Here is a 16925-nt window from a genome sequence, read left to right as displayed (position 1 = left end):
TATGGAGATTATAAAATATCCCGGACGTGAGGAATGGAGCTCACTAATCAAACGTCCCGCATTAGATGTAACCACCTTGTTCGATACGGTCCGTACGGTATTGGACGAGGTACGCGAGCAGGGTGACACTGCCGTAAAAGCGTATGAGGAAAAGTTTGATAAAGTGCTCCTTTCCTCCCTTCAAGTCTCGGAAGAGGAGATGCGGGAAGCGGACGCCTTGGTCACTGAGGACTTGAAACAGGCGATCCGTACGGCAAAGGCGAATATCGAGAAGTTCCATGCCTCACAGCGTTTCGAGGGAAAGAAAGTGGAGACTACCCCGGGAGTCACTTGTTGGCAGAAAGCGGTAGCGATCGAGAAAGTCGGTTTATATATTCCGGGCGGAACGGCGCCTTTGTTTTCCACGGTATTGATGTTGGCAGTGCCCGCACGTATCGCCGGATGCAAGGAGATCGTATTATGTACGCCACCGAACCGGGAAGGGAAAGTGCATCCCGCTATCCTGTTTGCCGCGGAGGTCGCGGGTGTAAGTAAGATATTCAAGGCCGGAGGAATCCAAGCGATAGCGGCGATGGCCTATGGGACGGAATCGGTCCCCAAGGTGTATAAGATCTTTGGCCCCGGTAATCAATACGTGACGGCGGCGAAGCAATTAGTAAGCCTAAAAGAAGTCGCCATCGATATGCCCGCCGGTCCGTCCGAGGTAGAGGTGATCGCGGACGAGACAGCGAATCCCGATTTTATCGCCGCCGATTTCCTCTCGCAGGCCGAGCATGGAGTGGATAGCCAAGCGATCCTCGTAACCGCTTCGGAAACGATCGTGGAACCCGTGGCCCGTGCCATCCAAGAGCAACTCGATCGTTTGCCCCGAAAGGAGATTACCGAGAAATCGTTAGCGCACAGCCGTATCATCGTATTGAAAGATTCGCGGGAAGTCGTGGACTTCACGAACCAATACGCTCCCGAGCACTTGATTATCCAAACAGCGGATTACACCGCTATCGCGGAGCGAATCGAGAACGCCGGCAGTGTCTTTATGGGTCCATATACTCCGGAAAGCGCAGGCGATTATGCTTCCGGCACGAATCATACCTTGCCGACCAACGGTTATGCCAAGGCATATAGCGGCGTAAACTTGGATAGTTTCATCAAGAAGATCACTTTCCAAGAGATCTCTTCCGATGGTATCCGTGCCTTGGGTAGCACGATCCAAACCATGGCGGCCAACGAGCATCTGGATGCTCACCGCAACGCAGTAACAATTAGACTGAACACGATATGAAAGACCTGAAAGATTTAGTAAGACCGAATGTCTGGAATTTGAAACCGTATTCATCCGCACGTGATGAGTTTCATGGGGATGCCTCCGTTTTTCTGGACGCGAATGAGAATCCGTGGAATGTGCCGTATAACCGTTATCCCGATCCCTTGCAGTGGAAATTGAAGGATCGTTTGGCCGTACTGAAAGGCGTGGATCGTAGCTCGATCTTCTTGGGCAATGGCAGCGACGAGGCTATCGATCTGGTGATCCGTGCCTTTTGCGAGCCGGGGTTGGATAGTGTGGTGACGATCTCGCCGTCGTATGGTATGTATGAGGTGGCTGCGAATGTAAATAACGTGGAATGTCGCAGGGTCTCTTTGGACGAGAATTTCGACTTGGACGCTGACCGAGTGTTGGAATCGGCGGACGAGTGGACTAAAGTGATCTTCCTATGTTCCCCGAATAACCCCAGTGGCAACAGCCTGGATCGTGGCTCGATCTATAAGATATTGAAGAATTATGAAGGAATCGTGGTGATCGATGAGGCTTATATCGACTTCTCCGCTTATCCCTCTTTCTTGAAGGAATTATCCGGGTTCCCGAATCTGATCGTTCTTCAAACCTTATCGAAAGCGTGGGGAGCGGCAGGTATTCGTTTGGGTATGGCATTCGCCTCTCCGGAGATTATCGGTGTCTTGAATAAGATCAAATATCCGTATAACGTCAACCAACTTACGCAGGAGAAAGCTTTGGAGCTCTTGAGCGACGAGGCGACCATGAAGCACCAAGTGAACGAGATCCTCACGGAGCGTAACCGGTTGGAGAAGATCCTGTCCGAGCCCCCTTTCTCCTATCAAGTATATCCCTCGGACGCTAATTTCTTGTTGGTGAATGTCGGCAAGGCGGATGCCATGTATAATGGGCTCGTGAAGAAAGGGATCGTAGTGCGTAACCGTAGCAACGTGCAGAAATGCCGGGGTTGCCTTCGTATTACGATCGGTACGCCGAAAGAGAATGATAGCTTATTGAACGCGATGAAAAACATGAAATTATGAGCACGAGGAAAAGAGCGTTGTTTATCGATCGAGACGGCACGCTTGTAAAAGAGCCGCCCGTAGATTATCAATTGGATAGCTTGGAGAAACTAGAGTTTGTCCCGAAGGTGATGCGTAACCTCTATTTCATTCGCGAGCGGTTGGATTTCGAGTTCGTGATGGTCTCCAACCAAGACGGGCTGGGTACGCCCTCTTTCCCGGAGGAGACTTTCTGGCCTGCCCATAACTTGATGCTAAAAACGCTGGAAGGTGAGGGGATCGTGTTTGATGATATATTGATCGATCCTTCCTTTCCCGAGGATAATTCCCCGAATCGTAAGCCTCGTACGGGAATGCTTACGAAATATATGACAGGTGAATACGATCTGGAGAATAGTTTCGTGATCGGGGATCGCCTTACGGATATGGAGTTGGCCCATAATCTGGGCGCTAAAGGTATCTGGTTGCGCCCGGAGGAGGGAGCGGAGAGTGAGTTGGCGGCTTACGCTACCTCATTGTCTCCCGTTTATATCACGGATGATTGGGATAAAATCACCGAGTATCTGTTTGCTGGCGAGCGTCGTGCTGTCGTACGGCGTGCCACGAAGGAGACGGATATTTATGTGGACTGGAATCTGGATGGAACCGGAAAGACATCGATCTCTACCGGGCTTGGTTTCTTCGATCATATGTTGGACCAGATCGGTAAGCATTCTGGTACGGACCTGACGGTACGGGTAAAAGGCGACCTGGAAGTCGACGAGCATCATACGATAGAGGATACGGCGATCGCCCTTGGCGAGGCGATGCTGAAAGCGCTGGGTGATAAGCGAGGGATCGAGCGTTATGGGTATTGCCTTCCGATGGACGATTGCTTGTGTAGCGTGGCGCTGGATTTCGGTGGCCGTCCTTGGTTGGTTTGGGACGCTGAGTTCCACCGTGAGAAAGTAGGGGATATGCCTACGGAGATGTTCCTCCATTTCTTCAAGAGCTTGAGCGACGCTGCTCGCATGAATTTGAATATCCGTGCCGAGGGTACGAACGAGCATCATAAGATAGAAGGTATCTTCAAGGCTTTGGCCCGCTCGATCAAGATGGCGATCCGACGAGATATTTATCGGTTTGAGCTACCGAGTACGAAAGGGCTCTTGTAATCTGTAAAAAACACTACTGTATTTGTGCACGAATACAGTAGTGTTTTAGTCTGAATACTATTGTGTTTATCCACGAACACTATAGTGTTTTCGACTCAGATTCTATGACATCAGATAAACCGATAAAAGCCTATAGAGGATATTCCTCGAAAGCATATAGAACCGTGGAGAGATACCTTTCTCCTGTGTCCGGAAGCAACGCCACGATCGTTTTTCCCTCATTCTCCGGAAGTTTAGCTAGTTCCACGGCGGCGTATACAGCGGCGCCGGAAGATATTCCTACCAGCAACCCTTCCTTCCCGGCCAGTTCCCGGCTGGTACGGATAGCGTCATCGTTCGTTACTTGCAGGATCTTGTCAACTACCTCCCCGTTGTAGGTCTTGGGGATAAAGCCGGCTCCGATGCCCTGTATCTTGTGCGGGCCGGGTTTGCCTCCGGAAAGTACCGGTGAATCGCTAGGCTCTACCGCTACGATTTGTACGTTCGGGTTGTGAGCTTTCAATCCGGCACCGACACCGCTGACCGTGCCTCCAGTTCCTACGCCGGCTACAAACAGATCGACTTTACCATCCGTATCACGCCAGATCTCTTCGGCGGTCGTACGGATATGTACGGCCGGGTTAGCGGGATTCTCGAATTGTTGTAGGATGATGGAACCGGGAGTTGCGTCACGCAGTTCCTCCGCTTTGGCGATGGCTCCTTTCATGCCTTCCGCCCCGGGGGTGAGGACGAGCCGGGCACCTAACGCTTTCAATAAATTACGACGCTCGGCACTCATGGTTTCCGGCATGGTCAGGATTAATTTGTAGCCTTTCGAGGCGGAGACAAAAGCGAGTCCGACTCCGGTATTACCGCTGGTCGGTTCGATAATGGTAGCGCCGGGTTTCAACAAGCCTTTAGCCTCGGCGTCCTCGATCATCGCCAAGGCGATGCGGTCTTTTACGCTACCAGCCGGGTTGAAATATTCCAGCTTGCCGATTACTTGGGCTTTAAGGCCCTTGCTCGCGTTGAAATTAGAGAACTCCAACAGGGGAGTGTTGCCGACAAGGTCGGTCAGTTGTCTTGCTATTCTTGCCATATACAAATGAATTTTGTTGTTTCTGGATTCTTTTATTTATATGACAAAGATAGTGGATGGATTGTTTACGGCATATACCATAAACCGGGTATTTTTTTACCTCCTTCTATGCGTCACGCACAAAAGGAGGTTACAATCATAATTATATACAAGTCTGAAAGGACTATCTTTAATGTCTGCCTCCTCCTAAGGCTTGGTAGAGGTTTACGGTGGCTTGAAGCTCGTCAAAACGATCCGTTACTTGGGAGAGCTGGGCGCTGAGCAGGGTTTGCTGTGCCGTGAGCACTTCCAGATAAGTGGTGTTTCCATGCGTCATCAGCAATTGGGTGCTACGGACGGCATCTTCAAGCGATTCGATTTGGTGTGTACGCAAGTCGATCTTTCCCTTTGCGGTCTGGGCTTGGGTAAGTGCGTCGTTCACCTCTTTTCCGGCGTTGAGCACGGTTTGTTGGAAAGTGAGCTTGGCCTCTTCTTGCTGCGCTTTCGCTATTTTCAATTGGGCGATATTCGCTCCTTTGTTAAATAGCGGTTGCGTGAGGGAGCCGACCGCCGATAGTAATAGTTTACCCGGATTTACGATGTAACTACCTGCGCTGTTTGTCCATCCCGCGCTGCCGCTAAGACGTAGCGAGGGATAAAAATTGGAGCGTGCGGAGGCTGTCCCGTAGAACGCTTGCGCCAATGCGTACTCGGCGCTACGTACATCCGGACGGTTCGAGAGCATCTGTACCGGGATACCGATAGCCAGATCCGGGGTTAAGGATTGGTCTTCCAACCTTCCTCGCTCAATATCCTGAGGTGTCTCTCCCAATAAGACGGCAAGTGTATTCTCGGTCTCCCGGATGGTCTGTTCCAGATCCTTAACAGAGGTCTCGATGGAGTAGCAAGTAGCCTCGGTTTGCGATACGGCCGCCTCGGTAGTCATGCCGGCTGCCATTAATGCTTGGGTGGTACGAAGGCTTTCTTGCCATTTCACGGCGGTTTCTGTCGTGATCTCGTATTGCCGGTCCAGCATCAATAAGGTATAATATAAATTGGCGATATTGGCGATCAGTTGTGTTTGTACGGCTTGGCTATACGCTTGGCTTTGCGACAAGGCGGCTTTCGCTTGTCGTTTGGCGTTTGTCAGCCGGCCGAAGATATCGACCTCCCAACTGGCCGATACCGGGACGTTGTATGTCCACGACGCTTTCGCCTTATCAAAGCTACTTGTCGTGCCCTGTGGATCTAGGGAGAGCGACGGGAGGTAGGAGAGGCGGGAGGTCATTAACGCCGCCTCAGCTTCTTGTACCTTTAGATGGGCGATCCGCAGATCTGTATTATTGGCTAATCCCCGTTCGATCAAGGATTGCAAGGCCGGATCGGTGAATAGGTCCCGCCAACTGATATTCCCGATGGAGAAGGTATCTGCCGGGGCTATCTCCTCCCGATATAGATTCTCCGGGAGGGTGGCGACAGGCTCGTATTTCTTGTAAATGCCGCAGCTATTCAACGCTAGCGTCGCTACGGCAAAGAGTATGATGTTATTCTTCATATACATTATATATATACAATTGGATAGATTATTTCTTGCTATCTAAATATTCTTTTCTTTCTTCGGCGGCCTCTTTTACCTCTTCTTGCACCTGCCAATCAAGGGAACGCTCGAATTGGATCGGGCGTAGTTTCTCTTGCAGGTATTGGAACGTGATGAATAAGCAAGGCACGATAAATAACAAAGCCAATGTACCGATCAACATACCGCCAACGGCACCGGTTCCCAACGAGCGGTTTCCATTAGCGCCTACGCCGTTGGAAACGATCAATGGCAGCAAACCGAATATCATCGTAAGAGCGGTCATCAAGATCGGGCGCAGACGAACCTTTGCCGCGCTAAGAGCGGCTGAAGTCAGGCTCATACCGGACAGGCGGCGTTGGGTAGCGTACTCTGTCAATAAGATGGCGGTCTTCGCCAACAATCCGATCAACATGATCAAACCGGTTTGCAGATAAATGTTATTCTCCAATCCCATGAACTTAGCGAACAAGAAACTACCCATCAAACCCATCGGTACGGAAAGAATCACGGCGAAAGGAACAAGGAAACTCTCGTACAAGGCACTTAGGATCAAATAAATCATCAAGATACAGATACCGAAGATGATAATGGTCGTATTACTCTGCTGGTTCTCCTCACGGGTGATACTACCGAAGTCGTAGCCATATCCTTTCGGAAGCGAAGTGACCGCTGTCTCTTTTACCGCCTTGATAGCATCCCCGGAGCTATATCCATTGGCCGGTACGGCATTGACGGCGATCGAATTATACATGTTGAAACGGGCTAAAGATTCGGCACCGTATACCTTGGTCAAGGTGATAAACTGACTAAGCGGTGCCATCTCGCCGTTCGACATGCGTACGAACGTATTATTCAAGGAGGCCTCATCCAGACGATATTTAGGATCGGACTGTATCATCACCTTATACACCTTCGAGAAACGGTTGATATTCGACACATATTGCCCTCCGTAATAACCGGAAAGGGTTGATAGAACAGCATCCGGAGTGATTCCGGCCCGTTTGCATTTCGCCGCGTCCACATCCACGCGCCATTGCGGGTACTTGATATCGAAGGTAGAGTAAGCCGTAGCGATCTCGGGCCGTTCACGCAAGGCGGCGAGATATTGCTGGGTCGTGTTAAAGAAGGTCGTTAAGTCTCCACCGGCCTTGTCTTGCGTATGCATTTCCAATGCGTTACCCATACCATATCCGGGGATCATGGCCGGGGCGATGGCAAAAATCGTAGCGTCCTTGATATCTGCTGTACGGCCATATACCTGTCCGATCACGGCTTGTACGTTATCTTCCTTGTCCGGGCGCTCATCCCAATGTTTTAGTTTCAAGATGAACATACCGAAAGAGCTACCTTGTCCGGCCAGCAAACCATAACCGGAAACCTTGGAATAAGATTGAAGCTGTGGAATCTGGTTGATCCGTTGCTCGATATTCGTCATGATCTTGTTAGTCATAGCCAAGGAGCTTCCGGAGGCCGTACTTACGTTGACAAAGACCGTACCTTGATCCTCATCGGGCACCAAACTGGATTTTGTCGTGTTCATCAAGACGATAAGTAATACGATGGAGCATGCCAACAGCGACCAAGCCAGCCATCTCCGTTTGATAAAGAACAATACCCCATGCTTATATTTCGCGATCATCGAATCGAATGCGGCGTTGAACGCCTTACGGAAGCGGGCGGCGAAGTTATTCTTTTGGGTGCCGTCCTCGTTGATGTAAGGCTTCAATAAGATAGCGCAAAGCGCCGGGCTTAACGTTAATGCGTTAACGGTAGAGATACCTACGGCCGCTGCCATCGTCAAACCGAACTGCGTATAGAATGTACCGGATGTACCGCTCATAAACGATACCGGGATAAACACGCCCATAAATACCAATGAAGTAGAGACGATGGCGGATGTCAATCCTTTCATCGCGTCCATACTAGCCATATAAGAGGACTTATATCCAACGTCGAACCGGGCTTGGACTGCCTCTACGACAACGATTGCGTCGTCCACCACCGTACCAATCACCAATACCAAAGCGAATAAAGTGATCAAGTTAATACTAAATCCGGCGACCGTCATAAAGGCGAACGTACCGATCAAGGAAACTACGATCGCTACCAACGGAATCAGCGTAGAACGGATATCCTGCAAGAAGACATATACCACAAGGATAACGAGGATAATGGCCTCTATCAAGGTTTTTACAACCTCATGGATCGAGGCGTACAAGAAATCATTCGTACTCATCAATTTTACGACCTCGATACCTTTCGGGAAGTCTTTCGAGGCTTCCTCGAGAAAATCGTCGATCTTATTATTCACCTCCGTGGCGTTCGATCCAGCTGTCTGGAAAACCATACAGGAGATACCCGGCTTACCGTTTGTTTGTCCGATATAGGCATAACTTTCTTGACCCAGCTCGATGTCCGCTATCTCTTTTAGCTTCAATACCTCGCCATCCTCGGTGGAGCGAATCACGATCTCGCCGAATTCCTCCGGAGTAAGTAGGCGACCGCTATATTTCATGGTGTATTGATAGGTCTCGTCCGAGTTCTCGCCCAAAGAACCCGTGGCGGACTCAATATTTTGCTCGGCCAACACGGAGGTCACGTCCGAGGGGATCAATTTGTATTGGGCCATAACGTCGGGCTTCATCCAGATACGCATACTGTAATCGCCACCCATAACCATCAACTCGCCGACTCCGGAGATACGAAGGATCTCTGGTTTCAGGTTGATGCTGATGTAATTACTGAGGAAGTTCTCGTCATAAGAACCGTCCGGGCTATAGAGCGAGAAGATCTGTAACATACTGGTCTGGCGCTTGGAAGTCGTGACACCTACTTGGGTAACCTCGGCCGGCAATTGTCCGGTCGCTTTCGATACACGGTTCTGTACGTTTACGGCGGCCATGTCCGGATCGGTTCCTTGTTGGAAATAGATCGTGATCGTGGCGGTACCGGAGTTGGTAGCCGTGGAGGTCATGTAGGTCATATCTTCCACGCCGTTGATCGCCTCTTCCAAAGGGGCTACGACACTTTTCTGCATGGTCTCGGCATTCGCCCCGAAGTAAGTCGTACTGACCATAACGGTAGGAGGGGCGATATCCGGATATTGTTCTACGGGCAAGGTGAAAAGCCCAATGATACCCGCTACCATAATCGTGATGGAAATCACGGCGGAGAGTACGGGGCGTTCTATAAATGTGCTAACTTTCATTGTTCTTAATTTTGTTTTACTTCAATCGGTGTTCCTTCACGTAATAAACCCACGCCTTCGGCTACGATCACGTCACCGCTATTCAATCCGGCGTTTACGATATACTCTTGTCCTCCGTTCACACGGGTCACTTCTACGGGGGCGGATTGCGTCTTGCCGTCTACTACCTTGAAGACAAATACCCGGTCTTGGATCTCGAACGTGGCGGCTTGGGGAATTACGACGCAGTTATCGTATGTAACCGGAATGATCACATTCCCGGAGCCTCCGCTATTCAATAATTGCTCCTCGTTCGGGAATGCGGCACGCAAGCTGACCGTTCCGGTGTTTTGATCGATAACGCCGCTGATCGTCTCGATCTTTCCCGTTTGGGGATAAAGCGATTTATCGTTCAACTGAAGCTCGATCTCGGGCATATTCTCCAAGGCTTTGTCTTTCGAGCCGTATTGACGGGTCAAGGCCAATAGCTGGTTCTCGGTCATGGAGAAATACACATACATTTCGGAATTGTCCGATACCGTGGTGAGCGGTTTGGGTAGGCTTGCGCTTACTAATGCGCCTACACGATAAGGCAGGGTTCCGATGACGCCGTTCGAGGGGCTTTTCACTTCCGTGTAAGAAAGGTTGTTACGGGCGTTCACCTCTTGTGCCTCCGCTTGGGCTAATTGGGCTTTTGCCGAGAGTAGTGTGTTGTAGGCGGTCTTTAGGTCGAACTCGGAAACTACTTTGTTCTTATACAATTCTTGTTTACTCTCGTAGGTCAGTTGCGCTGTCGCTACAGATGCCTTAGCGGCCTCTACGTTCGCAATGGCGGTGTTTAAGGCCGCTTCATAAGGAACTTGATCAATAATAAATAGGACTTGTCCTTTTTTTACGCTCTCGCCTTCTGCTACGCAAAGCTTTGTAATAAAACCGGATACTTGCGGATAAATATCAATATCCTGTTTTCCTCGAATACTCGCCGAGTAATTATTGGACAAAGTCTTCTCCGAAGTGGATACAGTCATTGTCGCATACCCTGAACTTTGTTGGATTACAGGGTTTTGTTTACACCCAACAGCTACGATACACCATAAGGCGATCGCAGTCTTCATCAATCGATTTTGCTTTTTCATCTTAACTAATACCTATATTTTCGGATGCAAAGCTACTCGCTTATCGGCGAACCATTGTTTCCACAATGAGGCGGTGATTGTTCATTTTGAGATGAAATGATCCGTTATATGCTAATGATCTCTTATATTTGCGGGCAAAATAGTAGACATATGAATCCATTTGAGATAGAGAGAGGAGAGTCGTTCATAATAGGCGATTCCGATTTGAGGGAGTTATTGGATCGTCCTTACAAGAGCGGATATGGCATGATCTTATTTTGCTATAAAGGAACGGCGAATATATCCGTCGATTTGAGCCGATGGGATATCCGGCGCAACACGGTGATCGTATTGATACCGGATACGATCCTGACGTTGAACGCGAGTAGCGAGGATTTCAAGGTACAATATATATCCTTTTCGAAGGTCTTGTTCGACGAGGCCGTATTCCGGCTGGATCCGCCCTTTTTCCGCTTCATAAAAGATAATCCTTGCTATACGCATCCCGCCGATCAAGAGGAGACCATAAACGTGATCATCCGGCTGTTTTGGCTGATTTACATGGATCGGGATAACGTGTACCGTGATATGATCGTGAAAAACCAGTTGCAATGCTTCTTCCTTAATATGTATGATAAGACAAGGTACTCCTTCTCGAGCCGCCAGCAAAATGGGTGCAACCGTGGGGAGGAGTTGTTCCATAAGTTCATCAATTGCATCCATGCCCATTATCTCGACCAGAAAGAGGTCTCTTTCTATGCGAACGAGCTTTGTATCTCTCCCCGTTATCTCTCCACTATCACCCGGCAAGTGACGGGCGAGTCGGCGAAGACCATTATAGACCGGCATATCATATTGGAGACAAAGGTGTTGTTGCGTACCACGGAAATGACCGTGCAGGAGATAACGAATCACTTGAACTTTCCCAGCCAATCCTATCTGGGACGGTATTTCAAGAAGCATACCGGGGAGTCACCCATAGAGTATCGAATGAAAAGGAAGTGATATGTCTTTTTGTAGATATGGTTGACTCTTAAAGAATCAACCATATCTACAAAAAGACACCATGGAAGTTTGTTCTTATAAAGCCGTGGAAGCCTTTTCCGTTTGCCCTTGATCGAACGTATCCGTGATTAAGGTAAGGGCACCATCTCCCGTCACGTTGCAAGCCGTACCGAAGCTGTCTTGCAAAGCGAATATCGTAAGCAATAATGCCGTTCCTGCCTCGTCGAAACCTAGAATAGCGATGATCAAGCCCAATGAGGCGAGCACCGTACCGCCCGGTACGCCGGGAGCGCCGATCGCGAAGAAACCAAGCAAGATGATAAATACGAGCATGGTCGTGAAGTCCGGCATACTTCCATATAATATTTGTGAGACGGTCAATACGAAAAACACTTCCGTCAAGATAGAGCCGCATAGATGGATGTTCGCGAACAGGGGGACAGTCACGTCAATTACTTCCTCTCGCAAAATCTTGCTTTTCTTGGCGCAGGTCAAGGCCGTGCCCAAGGTGGCGGCGGATGACATGGTGCCTAAGGCTGTCAAATAAGCGGGTCCGTAGTATTTCAATACGCCCCAGCTATTTTTCCGGGAGTAAATCGATGCGACTACATACAGTAAGGTCAACCAGATGTAATGGCAAATGATGACAATCAACAGGACGGATAAAAAGATAGGCAACTGCTTCGTAATCGCCCCCTCATAACTGAGGACACAGAAATTCGCGGCGATGAAAAGCGGCAACACCGGCATCAAGACCCGTTCTACCAATTTAAGCACCATGTTCTGGAATACTTCCAGCAACCTCTCCATCTCCTCGGATTTAACCCATGCGGTAGAAAGTCCCAGCATCACGGCCAATACCAATGCCGACATAACGCTCATCACTGGCGGAATCTCTAGATTAAACAACATGGGAGGGATGTCTTTTAGATCTTCCGAGGCGGTTTGAATATGCAAATGCGGTATTAACTCGTAACCCACAACGGCGCCAAAGGTAGCGGCGCCAACCGATGACAGGTATGCGATACTAAAAGCGAATAATAAGACTTTGGATGCGTTGCTTTTTAAGCGGGCGATGGATGGTGCCACGAATCCTAGAATGATCAACGGAACCAAGAAGAAAATAATCTGTCCCGTAATTTGTTTTATGATCATGACCGCTTTTAACACAGGCTCGTTTACGACAAGCCCAACCAGAAGTCCGATCAAGACGGCCAGTATCAACCGTACGATCGTGTTGGAAAGAATCTTTTTCAGCATATTCGGATGTTTTTATTTTTCAATGACAGCAAATATAAGATATTTTCTTGTGTGAATGGGTGGGTGGACAATTTTGATTACTTTTGTTTGATGAAAACAAGATCGTTGGTTTGTATTTTATAATCAAGTAATATGAAAAACATGAAACAAGCTTTACTAGTAGCGGGCTGTTTATTGGCTACCACTACGTTATTTGCCCAGACCGAGAAAGGGGATTGGGCTCAGTTTGGTCGTTATGCGAAGGCTAACAAGACCGTGAAAGTCCCTTCTAATGTGGTATTTATGGGGAACTCCATTACAGACGGATGGTGGCCGGCGGATTCGACCTTCTTTATCCAGAATAATTTCGTAGACCGTGGGATCAGCGGACAGACAACCTCGGAGATGTTAGTGCGTTTTCGCCAAGACGTTATTAATTTGAAGCCGAAAGCCGTGGTAATCTTGGCGGGAATCAATGATATCGCTCACAATAATGGTGTGATCGCCTTGGAAAACGTGTTTGGGAACTTGGTCTCCATGGCGGAATTGGCGAAGGCGAATCATATCAAGGTGATTTTCTGCTCCGTATTGCCGGCTTATGACTTTCCTTGGAGACCGGGCATGCAACCGGCCGATAAGGTTATCCAGCTCAATAAATGGATCAAGGAGTATGCGGATAAGAATGGTTTGACATACGTGGATTATCATTCCGCCATGAAAGATGAGCGAAACGGATTGCCTGCTAACCTGTCGAAAGATGGTGTGCATCCGACCTTGGAAGGTTATAAGATCATGGAGAAGATCGTATTGGAGGCCATTCATAAAACCGTAAAGTAAGCGGATGAGAAACTATTTATTGGCTTTATCTTGTTGTACGGCCTTATTGAGTTGTACGCAGGTGAAAGTTTCTGAAGTCTATACGGCGGCGGCAGAGAACTCTTTACGTGCTCCTGCCGTTCCTTTGGTCACGATCGATCCCTATACAAGCGCATGGTCGTTTGCCGATCAATTGAATGATGAGTCGGTACGGCATTGGACCGGCCGTGATTATCCGCTTCTGGGCAGTATACGGGTAGATGGTAAATCATTCCGTTTCATGGGAATGGACGATATACAGGTGACCTCGGTGATCGGTACGGCCTCGGATGGCCTATGGGAGGCCGATTATACGATGTCTCAGCCTGCCGGAGATTGGTTCGCCGAGGCTTATGATCTGAAAGATTGGAAGCGGGGAAAAGCCGCTTTTGGAACGGAAGATAATCCGAATCGTTCCACGCCTTGGTCTACGGGCGATATCTGGGTACGCCGTACGTTTGACTGGCCTTCGGATGCGCGAAAGGATGCTCTTTACCTTCAATATTCGCACGATGATAATATCGAGGTGTATCTAAATGGAAAGCAAATCGCCGTGGCAGGGAATGGTCTGGACTATGATTTGCTGAAAGAGATACCGGAAGCGGTGGCGGAAAACTTGAAGCCTACGGGTAACGTGTTGGCCGCTCATTGCCGGAACAATGGGGGAGGCGCTTATGTGGATATGGGAATCATGCGGAAGGTGAAATGAGGAGATACGTTCGATGAGAAAGCGATCCAGAAATCCGTGAACGTGATGCCTACGCAAACATTCTACACCTTTGAGTGCGGTGGTGTAAGTCTGGACTTGATTTTCACGGCTCCCTTCTTGCTGAATGATCTGGAAGCTATGACCTCTCCGTTTAATTATATAACCTATCAAGTCCGCTCCATCGATGGTAAAGATCACGATGTGCAATTATATATGGAAGCCACGCCGCAATGGGCCGTGAATACGATCGATCAAGAGGTGACTTTTGAGAAAACGGAAACCCCTAATTTAATTTACCTAAAGACAGGAACAATCGATCAAGAGGTTCTGGCGAAAACCGGGGATGATGTACGGATTGACTGGGGATATTTCTATTTGGCTATCCCAAAGAAACCGGGAGTCTCCGCAACGATCGACGAGTATTATGCTACGAAGAAAGCTTTCATGACTACTGGTAATTTACCGGCTGGATCGCAAAGTATCTCTTCGGATATGCGCAAGCAAATGACGGTTCTCGCTTATACGGACCCGATCGGCAAGGTCTCCAAGGAAACCGTCTCCGGACATTTGATGATCGGTTACGATGATTTATATTCGATCCAGTATTTCCAAGACAACCGGATGCCTTATTGGAAGCACGACGGGAAAGTGGATATCCATCAGGCGTTTGAGAAAGGGGAGGCTTCTTACGAGGATCTGATGCGGCGTTGCGGTTCCTTTGATTCTTCTTTGATGAGCGAGACGAGTGCCGTGGGAGGGAAGAAGTACGCCGAGTTATGCGCTATCGCATATCGGCAGGCGATCGCCGCCCATAAATTGGTGACTGATAAAGAAGGGACTCTCTTATTCCTCTCTAAAGAAAATTTCAGCAACGGTTCTATCGGAACGGTGGATATAACGTATCCTTCCGCTCCTTTATTCTTAGTGTACAATACGGATTTGTTGAAAGGAATGATGAACCCTATTTTCTATTATAGCGAGAGCGGACTGTGGAAGAAACCTTTCCCGGCTCACGACGTGGGTACATATCCCGTTGCGAACGGTCAGACCTACGGTGGCGATATGCCCGTGGAAGAAAGTGGTAATATGCTTGTGCTAGCGACTGCCATAGCGGTAGTGGATGGTAATGCCGATTATGCCGCCCAACATTGGGAGGTTTTGACTACATGGGCGAATTACTTGTTGAAGGAAGGCCTTGATCCGAAGAACCAACTTTGTACGGATGATTTCGCCGGGCATTTCGCCCATAACACGAATTTGTCCATCAAGGCAATTATGGGAGTTGCCGGCTACGGGAAATTGGCGGAGATGTTAGGCAAGACGGATATCGCTAGGCAATATACGGAAGCCGCCCGTGAGATGGCCGCTAAGTGGGTAAAAATGGCAGATGATGGCGATCATTACCGCTTGACTTTCGATAAGCCGGGTACTTGGAGCCTGAAATACAACTTGGTATGGGATCGCTTGCTGGACTTGAATATCTTCCCGAAAGAGGTTGCCGCTATGGAAATGGCTTATTACAAGACAAAGCAAAATAAATACGGTTTGCCGTTGGATAACCGGAAGGATTATACGAAGTCCGACTGGATTTTATGGTCCGCTTGTTTGACCGGATCGATGGAGGATTTTAATACGTTGATGATTCCGGTCTGGAACTATGCCAACGAGACGACTTCACGTGTTCCTCTAAGCGATTGGCATTTTACTTCTGATGGTACGCAACGAGGTTTTCAAGCCCGTTCGGTTGTCGGGGGATATTTTATGAAGATGCTGGAAAAGAAGCTAGGAAAATAATGTTATTCTAAGAAATGGAAGGGGGATGGCCTCCTTCCGTTTCTTAGTTTTGCGCATATGGATATTCACTGGGGGCGATGCCTGTGATCTTCTTAAATATAAGGCTGAAATACTGTACGTTCGGATAACCTAGTTGCCGTGCTACCAGAGCGGGAGTATTACCGTTTTTCAGTAGCATTGTCTTAGCCACACTCAACCGTTTGAACTGAAAATATTCCTCCAGCGTTTTGCCGGTCTCGAATCTTAACAGGTCGTTGAAGTAAGCGACAGAAAGATTCAGTTCTGCCGTACAATATTCGATGGTGGGTAGCTGGCCGTTCTCTAATTTGCCGGAAATGATATACTCGTCGAGGAGCCCTTCCAATTTCTCCAAGATAGCCTTGTTCTTATTCTCCCGGGTAATGAACTGTCGCTCATAATAGCGTGTACAATAATCCAATAATAATTCAATGTGGCGGGATAGAATGGTACCACTGTGTGTATCGATGGCATGGTGAAGCTCATCCTCGATGTTTTCCAGACAACACGTAACTTTGGCTGTCTCACGTTGGGAGAGATGTAGCGCCTCTTCCTTATTATAAGCGAAGAAGGTATAGTTCTTAATATGGTTGTCCAATGACGTGCGGAACAATAGGTCGGGATGGAACGCTAAAAGGTACCCTTTGTCGGGTAACGTATTATTCTCGCTCATGCGGAAAATCTCACCGGGTGTAAGAAACACCATCGTAGCGTTGGAATAATCGTAATACTTACGTCCGCAACAATGGCAACCGTCCAGGCAGTCTTCTATCAAGAGTATTGCGTAGAACTCGAACTTTACGGCCTCTTGCTCTAGGTTCGGGCTCTCTAGATTGATGAGGCTTACTTGTGGGTGCAGCGTCTTGCATCCCAAGCACCGGTTACATTCATATACGGTCTTAATATCTAACATCTTCT

General features: G+C 48.6%; 11 protein-coding genes and 1 pseudogene. 6 read left to right on the top strand and 6 right to left on the bottom strand.

The features are described from left to right. The first annotated feature begins 1 nt into the window (after nucleotide 1). From hisD to hisB, 3 genes are read left to right on the top strand one after another with little or no spacing between them, the layout of a single operon-like run. Nucleotides 2-1282: a histidinol dehydrogenase gene (hisD, locus tag DWY79_RS15990; RefSeq protein WP_122369708.1), complete on the top strand. Its 1281-nt coding sequence runs from the start codon at nucleotides 2-4 to the stop codon at nucleotides 1280-1282. After that, a complete protein-coding gene (gene hisC / locus DWY79_RS15985; protein ID WP_122369706.1) occupies nucleotides 1279-2316 on the top strand; it encodes a histidinol-phosphate transaminase in 1038 nt (345 codons plus the stop codon). The genes hisD and hisC overlap by 4 nt, the downstream gene beginning before the upstream one ends. Then, nucleotides 2313-3449: a bifunctional histidinol-phosphatase/imidazoleglycerol-phosphate dehydratase HisB gene (hisB, locus tag DWY79_RS15980; protein WP_122369704.1), complete on the top strand. Its 1137-nt coding sequence runs from the start codon at nucleotides 2313-2315 to the stop codon at nucleotides 3447-3449. Before hisC ends, hisB begins: the two co-directional genes overlap by 4 nt. Nucleotides 3450-3579: 130 nt before the next feature. Here the strand turns inward: hisB and cysK are convergent, their stop codons facing one another. The 4 genes from cysK to DWY79_RS15960 all read right to left on the bottom strand — a co-directional run bounded on the left by cysK (nucleotide 3580) and on the right by DWY79_RS15960 (nucleotide 10408). After that, nucleotides 3580-4527 (bottom strand): cysteine synthase A, encoded by a 948-nt coding sequence (gene cysK / locus DWY79_RS15975; protein WP_122369702.1) that lies wholly within the window; start codon nucleotides 4525-4527, stop codon nucleotides 3580-3582. Between the two features lie 169 nt (nucleotides 4528-4696). Next, complete coding sequence (locus DWY79_RS15970; RefSeq protein ID WP_044545221.1) at nucleotides 4697-6061, bottom strand: efflux transporter outer membrane subunit; 1365 nt, start codon at nucleotides 6059-6061, stop codon at nucleotides 4697-4699. Nucleotides 6062-6089: 28 nt separating this feature from the next. Next, complete coding sequence (locus DWY79_RS15965) at nucleotides 6090-9293, bottom strand: efflux RND transporter permease subunit (protein ID WP_122369700.1); 3204 nt, start codon at nucleotides 9291-9293, stop codon at nucleotides 6090-6092. Nucleotides 9294-9298: 5 nt separating this feature from the next. Beyond that, nucleotides 9299-10408, bottom strand: coding sequence for an efflux RND transporter periplasmic adaptor subunit (locus tag DWY79_RS15960; protein ID WP_122369698.1), 1110 nt, complete (start codon nucleotides 10406-10408; stop codon nucleotides 9299-9301). A 150-nt stretch (nucleotides 10409-10558) separates the two neighbouring features. On the opposite strand from DWY79_RS15960, the gene DWY79_RS15955 reads away from it, so the two are divergent. Next, entirely contained in the window at nucleotides 10559-11392 is an 834-nt protein-coding gene (locus DWY79_RS15955; protein ID WP_005862599.1) for a helix-turn-helix domain-containing protein, read from the top strand. A 75-nt stretch (nucleotides 11393-11467) separates the two neighbouring features. Here DWY79_RS15955 and DWY79_RS15950 read toward each other — a convergent pair whose 3' ends face one another. Beyond that, the gene (locus tag DWY79_RS15950) at nucleotides 11468-12652 is read right to left on the bottom strand and encodes a dicarboxylate/amino acid:cation symporter (RefSeq protein ID WP_122144684.1); all 1185 of its coding nucleotides are present in this window, start codon (nucleotides 12650-12652) and stop codon (nucleotides 11468-11470) included. 132 nt (nucleotides 12653-12784) lie between these two features. Here DWY79_RS15950 and DWY79_RS15945 point away from each other — a divergent pair, with 132 nt between their 5' ends. Together DWY79_RS15945 and DWY79_RS15940 are read left to right on the top strand one after the other, a co-directional pair. Further along, nucleotides 12785-13468 (top strand): SGNH/GDSL hydrolase family protein, encoded by a 684-nt coding sequence (locus DWY79_RS15945; protein WP_057326552.1) that lies wholly within the window; start codon nucleotides 12785-12787, stop codon nucleotides 13466-13468. 4 nt (nucleotides 13469-13472) lie between these two features. Continuing rightward, nucleotides 13473-15989, top strand: a pseudogene (locus DWY79_RS15940) (glutaminase domain-containing protein). Between the two features lie 43 nt (nucleotides 15990-16032). Here DWY79_RS15940 and DWY79_RS15935 read toward each other — a convergent pair. After that, entirely contained in the window at nucleotides 16033-16920 is an 888-nt protein-coding gene (locus tag DWY79_RS15935) for an AraC family transcriptional regulator (RefSeq protein WP_122369696.1), read from the bottom strand. Nucleotides 16921-16925: the final 5 nt, after the last annotated feature.

This window comes from Parabacteroides sp. AF27-14 (assembly GCF_003635425.1).
Lineage (GTDB): Bacteria > Bacteroidota > Bacteroidia > Bacteroidales > Tannerellaceae > Parabacteroides > Parabacteroides distasonis.
The sequence above is the reverse complement of the archived record's forward strand: the minus strand, read 5'-3'. Positions and strand labels throughout refer to the sequence as shown.

Coding starts and splice junctions, on each gene's coding strand:
- hisD (WP_122369708.1), top strand. CDS start 2: ATGGAGATTATAAAATATCCCGGACGTGAGGAATGGAGCTCACTAATC.
- hisC (WP_122369706.1), top strand. CDS start 1,279: ATGAAAGACCTGAAAGATTTAGTAAGACCGAATGTCTGGAATTTGAAA.
- hisB (WP_122369704.1), top strand. CDS start 2,313: ATGAGCACGAGGAAAAGAGCGTTGTTTATCGATCGAGACGGCACGCTT.
- cysK (WP_122369702.1), bottom strand. CDS start 4,527: ATGGCAAGAATAGCAAGACAACTGACCGACCTTGTCGGCAACACTCCC.
- DWY79_RS15970 (WP_044545221.1), bottom strand. CDS start 6,061: ATGAAGAATAACATCATACTCTTTGCCGTAGCGACGCTAGCGTTGAAT.
- DWY79_RS15965 (WP_122369700.1), bottom strand. CDS start 9,293: ATGAAAGTTAGCACATTTATAGAACGCCCCGTACTCTCCGCCGTGATT.
- DWY79_RS15960 (WP_122369698.1), bottom strand. CDS start 10,408: ATGAAAAAGCAAAATCGATTGATGAAGACTGCGATCGCCTTATGGTGT.
- DWY79_RS15955 (WP_005862599.1), top strand. CDS start 10,559: ATGAATCCATTTGAGATAGAGAGAGGAGAGTCGTTCATAATAGGCGAT.
- DWY79_RS15950 (WP_122144684.1), bottom strand. CDS start 12,652: ATGCTGAAAAAGATTCTTTCCAACACGATCGTACGGTTGATACTGGCC.
- DWY79_RS15945 (WP_057326552.1), top strand. CDS start 12,785: ATGAAAAACATGAAACAAGCTTTACTAGTAGCGGGCTGTTTATTGGCT.
- DWY79_RS15935 (WP_122369696.1), bottom strand. CDS start 16,920: ATGTTAGATATTAAGACCGTATATGAATGTAACCGGTGCTTGGGATGC.